At 37.5% G+C, this 6,191-nt stretch carries 4 protein-coding genes and 1 pseudogene; 2 read left to right on the top strand and 3 right to left on the bottom strand.

Going from position 1 to position 6,191, the window contains the following annotated elements:
• From C7B62_RS23720 to C7B62_RS26970, 3 genes and pseudogenes are all read right to left on the bottom strand, one after another.
• Positions 1-307, bottom strand: a pseudogene (locus C7B62_RS23720) (hypothetical protein); the annotation flags it as partial.
• Between the two features lie 158 nt (positions 308-465).
• Positions 466-2,115 (bottom strand): hypothetical protein, encoded by a 1,650-nt coding sequence (locus C7B62_RS23715; RefSeq protein ID WP_106243474.1) that lies wholly within the window; start codon positions 2,113-2,115, stop codon positions 466-468.
• A gap of 138 nt (positions 2,116-2,253) precedes the next feature.
• Positions 2,254-2,385: a hypothetical protein gene (locus C7B62_RS26970; protein WP_255414091.1), complete on the bottom strand. Its 132-nt coding sequence runs from the start codon at positions 2,383-2,385 to the stop codon at positions 2,254-2,256.
• 597 nt (positions 2,386-2,982) lie between these two features.
• On the opposite strand from C7B62_RS26970, the gene C7B62_RS23710 reads away from it, so the two are divergent.
• Together C7B62_RS23710 and C7B62_RS23705 are read left to right on the top strand one after the other, a co-directional pair.
• Entirely contained in the window at positions 2,983-5,325 is a 2,343-nt protein-coding gene (locus tag C7B62_RS23710) for an ATP-binding protein (RefSeq protein WP_106243470.1), read from the top strand.
• Between the two features lie 97 nt (positions 5,326-5,422).
• A partial coding sequence (locus C7B62_RS23705) for a cache domain-containing protein (protein WP_199194352.1) occupies positions 5,423-6,191 on the top strand: 769 nt, incomplete at its 3' end.

Below are 6,191 nucleotides of genomic sequence, written 5' to 3'. Positions count from 1 at the left end.
TTTGTGACCACTTTTTGACTAGCTTTTGTAAAGCTGCATCTTCTTCGGGACTATATCCCTTATCCCACCAGATTTGGAGAACTTTGTTTTCCGCTGGCAATGAGGCAAAGTCTTCGCTATATGCGGAGCGGTTATCCGAAGGTGTACCCTTATGCGAAGCGGTACCCTTTAGGGTTAGGGATTCTTTAGGACGCGATCGCGACTTGTCAATCTGAGTATTATTTAATTGGGTATCAGAATTACAGGCGATAACTAGCATAAAGATAGCGATCGCTACAACACAATAACGTAATAGTTTTTTAATCATGATTTCTTGAACTGCATTAACTATTAATTAATGACAGTCCCTACAAAACATTAGTCGGGAGGATGTCAGTTTTGTTATCTAATGCCTAATATTAACGCGATCAAATACCCATAAAACTCATAAATTTCAGCTTAAAACTCATCTCAAATTAAATAAAACTAAAACTTAGACGCAGTTAATTGCACATCAGCATATTGCCAAGCCAAGGCAAATTTCTGCTGCACGTCTTTGGCTTCGACATTCTTATTCTGTGCTTGCAGACTTTCACTCAAGCCATATAATGACCAGCCATTGTCGGGATAAATCGCCAAATCTTCACGATATACTTTTTCTGCTGCATCGTAATGTTTTGCTTTTAGTAAAGCTGCACCGAGATATTGTCTGACGGGAATAGACCAATCAGCAGGTTCATTATAATTTAAAGCATCTTCTAAGTTTACTGCCTGACGTAGATGAGCGATCGCTCTAAGATTTTTTCCTTCTTGTGCTGCTATTTCTCCTGTTAATACTTCATCAGCAATCCTAAGTATGTCTGGAGTGGTATTGAGATCCCAAATAGTGACTTTTTCTAATTCAGGATCATCTGCTAGTAAATCCAACGCTTCTAACTCTTGCTGTGCCTTGACTATTTCACCTTGGGCATTGAAAGCCAAACCTCTGGCATAGTGCCATACACCTGTCGGATATTTTAAGTCTGCTTCTGGCTGGCGTGTAGCTAAGATTTTATCCCACTGACCAAAGCGAATCATCGTAAAGAAAGGAACAACCGAGAAATGTTGTAGTGTTCCCATCCCAGGTTCACGCATCATCTGCGGATCGACCATGGCAGCAACGTTTTTAGCTGCCTCTGTCGCCAGCTTACGATTTCCTTCCATCGTGGCAGCAAACCATAGAAAATGATGATTGTGAGGCATATAAGCCAAGGGATAGACTCCTTGAGCATGACATTGAGTAATATAGTTATTGTCTACGGCGATCGCTTTTTGATTGGCAACGGCTGCATCGTGATACCTCCCTACCCGAATATATATATGAGATGGCATATGAACCAAGTGTCCCGAACCTGGAACTAGCTTACCCAAGCGATCTGCTGCTGATATAGCTTGTTGTGGTTTGACGGCTTCTACTGCGTGGATGTAAAGATGATTTGCTCCTGGATGATCGGGTGATTGTTCCATGATTGACTCTAAAGTATCTATAACTTTTTGGGCTTCTGGTTTTGGTTCTCCCTCTTGTGTCCAATAGTCCCAGGGCATCGTATCCATAAGTGCTTCGGCATAGATAGTGGCTGCATCGAGATCGTTAGGAAGTTGCTGAGTTACTTGTTTCATTGCCTCTGCATAGGCTAGATCTAACTGACTACGATCTTCTAACGGCTTGTCTGTATAGCGTTTCGCCAACGCATTGATATATGCTTGTTCCGATTTAGTACTATTACCAGATAGCTTAACAGCGCGTTTGATCGCTGCATAAGATTCTGGCACGGCATCATCTTCCATCTTTGCGTTGATATTGGGCCCCAAAACATAAGCTAAACCCCAGTTGCACATGGCACAATTAGGATCTAATTTAATTGCTTGGCGGAAAGAGCGGGCAGCTTCTGCATGATTGAAACCATAAGCTAAGACTAATCCTTGGTCAAAATAGCGTTGAGCTAGAGGTGATTTTGTCTTAATAGTATGATGATGAGTTCCCATGCCAGTAAGTAAAGGTGCAGTCGGCTGTATAGCTTTACTTGATATAGAAGTAAACCAACCCAAGCTAACTGTAAATAAAAAACTCAAAATAAATATTTGTAAGCGCTTCATATCATAACGTCCTCTAGCCTAAAAATTAATAATCAAATTGTTTGCTCAAGATCTTTGAGTTTTGAACCAAAAAGCAATGAAAATAATGCTGTCTTTTATTTCTTAATTCTTTGATGCGTAAACAGCTTTCAGGTAGTTTTAACTATTGCGATAACAACGGTCAATTAATTCTCGTTCGCTTAATACCTTGCTCGATCTTGCCGAGTTGGTAAACATCAAATAAATTGTACGACGACAAATTCTGAGTGTAATTTTTTGACGATTTGACACGACACTTCTCCTAAAATAATTAGCTGTTGATTGACTACATATTTTTGCTCACAAGTGCTGATATGCAATCAGGCGATTTAACTCGGTGATACGTACAGGTATAGAAATTAATCGGGATTAACTAGGGAAGATCTGAACTTACCGATTACTGATTTTGGTGTTGACGATTTAACGTATGACTTTGACATACAAAGTTCTATTGCTGTTCATTGTTTATCGATTGCTCATCTCTATTTCTTCTCGATTAGTTTTTAACCTAATAGTTAGATACAGAAAATCTCGTCGCTAAGATAGTTTTCAAATTACTCTAGTCGATCTAATTGAAAATCTAATCTTCATTAAAGTTGAACGCGATCGCTTGTCTAGTTGACCGTATGTTACTTATCAGGAGAATATAACCATGAAAATTAATTGGCACAAACTAATTACAAAAATCTTCTTTTGGTTACTAATTGAGGTTGTCTTAAACCTGATAGATATTGACAATCTTGCCAATTATAGCGAATTTTTGTTAATGTCAAAAGTTACAGTAGAATCAAAATATTCTATTGCAGGAGAATTCAATTAAATAGAAGAATAACTTCTTATTTTCTGTTTATGCTACTCAATATACTGCATAAGTTAACTAATTCTTATCGCAATTTGTCTCTACAAAATATTATTACTTTACCTTTCTTACTTCAGATTTTTATCACAGTAGGCGTAGTAGGATACTTTTCTTGGCGTAATGGAGAACAAGCAGTTAATAATGTGACTAGTAAACTTACAAATGAGGTGACAGATAGGGTAGAAAAGAATTTAGAACATTATTTAAAAACACCTCATTTAATAGTTAATTTAAAACAAAATAGTGTTCGTACTGGGCAGTTAAATATTAATGATTTTTCTACAGTACAACGAGATTTGTGGTTGAGTCTTCAATTATTTGATACTGCACGCGCGATTTATATTAGCGATCAAACAGGAAAATTTAGGTACGGTAAGCGAGAAAAAAATAAGTTTTATAGTCAAGAAGTAAGAGAAATATCCAAGCGTAAAACCTATATTTTGGACAATTTGGGTCAAAAACAAGAGTTAATTAAAGTAGATGAATATAATCCTCGCTTACGCCCTTGGTATATTAATACATTAAAAACTCAAGGAAATAACTGGAGCAATATTTATACTTTTACAGGTGGAGAACTAGGTATTACCGCAGCAGGTTTATTAAAAGATAGTCAAGGAAATATCCAGGGAATAGTGGGAGTCGATTTAATTTTAAGTGGAATAGATCGCTTTTTGGAAAACATAGAAATCAGTAAAAGAGGACAGGTTTTTATTCTCGAACGAAATGGTTATTTAGTTGCTACTTCTACTCAAGAAAAACCATTTACTTACGATGCTATTGCCCACAAAGAAAAACGCTTGGCAGCTCGTGATAGTGAAAGCTTCTTAGTTAAAGAAACAACCGCATACATTACCCAACATTTCCGTAGTTTATACAATGTCAAACACTCAGAACAATTAGAATTTAAACTTAAAAACAACGATCAATTAGTCCAAGTTGTACCTTATCAAGACGAACTTGGTTTAGATTGGTTAATTGTCTTGGTGATGCCAAAAGCCGATTTTATGACCCAAATCCAAGCTAATACTCTTAATACTATCTGGTTATGTTTGATTGCTAGTGCGATCGCCACTGTTTTAGGAATTTACACTTCTCGGAGAATTGCTAAACCTATTGCTAATCTTAGTGAAGTAACTAGCGTCATTGCCGAAAGTGCCAAAGCCAAAAATACCAGCACTAACTTGTATCCTGTAATTCAAGTTCATAGCGTTAAAGAATTACAGTCTTTAGCAAAATCTTTTAATGAAATGGTAATTCAGTTAAAAGCAGCATTTAGAGATTTAGAAATTTCCAATACAAGTCTGGAAAATCGCGTTAGACAGAGGACACAAGCTCTAATGACAGCCAAAGAAGCTGCCGATGCTGCCAATCGCACAAAAAGCCAATTTTTGGCAAACATGAGCCATGAACTACGCACACCCCTTCATGCCATCTTGGGTTTTACTCAGGTAGCCTTGCAAGATACTTCTTTAAAATTGCAGCAAAAAGAAAACTTATTAACTGTCAAACGTAGTGGTGAACATTTACTAACTTTAATTAATGACATTTTAGAAATATCCAAAATAGAGGCAGGTTCACTTTCAGTAAGCTCTCAACCATTTAATCTACACCAGTTATTAGCTAATTTAGCCCAGATGTTTAAATTGAGAGCTTTAGAGAAAAATATTAGACTAACTTTTAATCTACCTCACGATCTTCCTCAATATATTGAAACCGATCCTGTTAAACTCAAGCAAATTTTAATTAATCTAATTGATAACGGGATCAAATTTACCGCCCAAGGAGGAGTTACCCTAAACCTCAAATTACTAACAGAATCTAATCAGACAATGCTTGCCTTTGCGATCATAGATACTGGACAGGGTATTTTACCATCCCATTTGGAATCAATCTTTGTTCCCTTTATGCAAACTAGACAGTCTGAACAACAAGGTACTGGGCTGGGATTAGCTATTTGTCAGCAGTTTGCGCGCTTATTAGGGGGAGAGATTACCGTTAGCAGTAGATTAGGACAAGGCTCGCTATTTAAGTTTCAAATTCCGATCGCAGTAGTAAAACATCAAGCTACTCTAACTGTTCAACAACCAATTAAAAACTTTTATTTCTCTCCAGCAAAAGAGCGAGAATTAGCTACATTCGACTTGACAAATATGTCAACTGAATGGATTGAGCAATTACATCAAGCGGCGATCGCCATTGATAGCGAGCTAATTTTACAATTGATTAAACAAATTCCACCTACTAAGCCTGATTTAGCAGCGGGATTGATTAGAATGCTTAAAAACTTTGAATACGATGAGATGGTTGAATTGATTGAAAGAAGCTGGGTATAACTTCGGCCAGACCCTATGCGATCGCATTTATTACTCACTCATTCCCCAGATATAATGTCAGATAACCTTGAGTTGTATCTAGACTTCATTGCCATAAATGAAATTACCGCAGTTATCCTTGACTACCAAGATAGCCAACTACTTTTTACTGCTGGCATTAATTACGGTAAGTATTGTCGGTGGAGTGGCATATTTTCGCGCTAGAGCAGCTTTAAAACAGGCTGCATTCGATCGCCTGAGTGTGGCAGCCACTCTCAAGGAACAAGAAATTACCAGGTGGTTTGAAGATCAGCAGCGGGATTTTCTGCAAACTACACAAATGCCAGATGTACAGGCTAATTTAGATATTCTGCTTAGTTCTAGTAATAAGAGGGCAAAACAACAAGCATATCAAGTACTTAAACAATATTTGAATCGGCTCAATCAGATTAAGCCAAGTCTTCGAGAAATATATATTCTCGATCGCAGTAATAAAATTATTCTTTCTAGCAATAACCAGCGAGAAGGGGAATATGAAATTTTAGCCAATATTACCTATGTCGAAGAAGTGAAAGTAGGAGCTAACTTTGCACCTATATTTTATGTTTCTCCCATTACTAGAAAACCAGCGATTACCCTGGCAAAACCCTTCGCCAATCGATCAGGGATGATTTTGGTAGATTTGGATCTCCAACGTATAGATCGCATTGTCAGAGAAAAGACAGGGTTGGGAAAGAGTGGAGAGAGCTATTTAATCGGCTCTTTAATTAGCAAAAATGCCTTTTTGGCTGGAAAATCTCAGCCTAACCAAGCTACTACTATCGACAATTTAGACAGCCCTGGTATCAATGCAGCCATGAGCGGGCTAAGTGGTTATGGACTGTATC

Source organism: Pleurocapsa sp. CCALA 161 (genome assembly GCF_003003995.1).
In the GTDB taxonomy this organism is placed as follows: Bacteria; Cyanobacteriota; Cyanobacteriia; order Cyanobacteriales; family Xenococcaceae; genus Waterburya.
The sequence above is the reverse complement of the archived record's forward strand: the minus strand, read 5'-3'. Positions and strand labels throughout refer to the sequence as shown.

What these genes read in the sequence shown, in the direction of transcription:
- C7B62_RS23715 (WP_106243474.1), bottom strand. Translation starts at nt 2,115, where the DNA reads ATGAAGCGCTTACAAATATTTATTTTGAGTTTTTTATTTACAGTTAGC.
- C7B62_RS23710 (WP_106243470.1), top strand. Translation starts at nt 2,983, where the DNA reads ATGCTACTCAATATACTGCATAAGTTAACTAATTCTTATCGCAATTTG.